Below are 666 nucleotides of genomic sequence, written 5' to 3' on the forward strand. Positions count from 1 at the left end.
GCTAGGCACTTCTGAGGCTAAGGTAGACTGAGTCACCATTAGCTCGGCACGCGTAGGTCCTTCCATCATACCGTCCTTTTTGACGACAATTTCGGGCCTGAACAAGTCACTAAAATCAGCAAATGCCACGTCATGTACTTCAGATAAACCAGCAATAGTAATTTCAAGATTACCTGAGCTATCTACCAACCAAGTTGTTGCCTCATCACCTGTATCTGTTGTTCCAGCACTTTCGTCATCATGCCTCCAGACGAATCGTCCAGTATTACCTGAGCTGTCAAATACATAATATTCTTCATACTCTGTCGAAGTGCCATCGTCATACCATTCTCTTAAGAGACCAGAACCCAGAACTCCCAGCTCTTGTCCTTGCGTCAGAGTTGCAGAGTCCGAGAAGTCCACTCCATTATTGCTTGCCGCAGCAAATGGATCTGCGCCCACACGCTGAAGTACAAAGGAACCTTCACCATCATCTAGGCTAAGCGCGTCTCCATTTAAAGACATGCTCCAACCGAGACCTGAAGGATGAGATAAACCGCCCTCACCGTCGCTTTGACCCAGCACGGAAACAGAGAAATCTCCTGTTTCCTGATCCCAGGTATAAGTTCCGTGCTCTGCTGAAGTTGGCACTATCACACCAACATCATGCTCTTCTCCGTTGTTGGT

1 protein-coding gene is annotated in these 666 nt (G+C 47.6%); it reads right to left on the reverse strand.

What is annotated here, in order from left to right; genetic code table 11:
• Nucleotides 1-666 (reverse strand): hypothetical protein (locus A3766_RS30880; RefSeq protein ID WP_197479487.1); only part of this gene is annotated, 666 nt, incomplete at both ends.

This window comes from Oleiphilus sp. HI0132 (assembly GCF_001635845.1).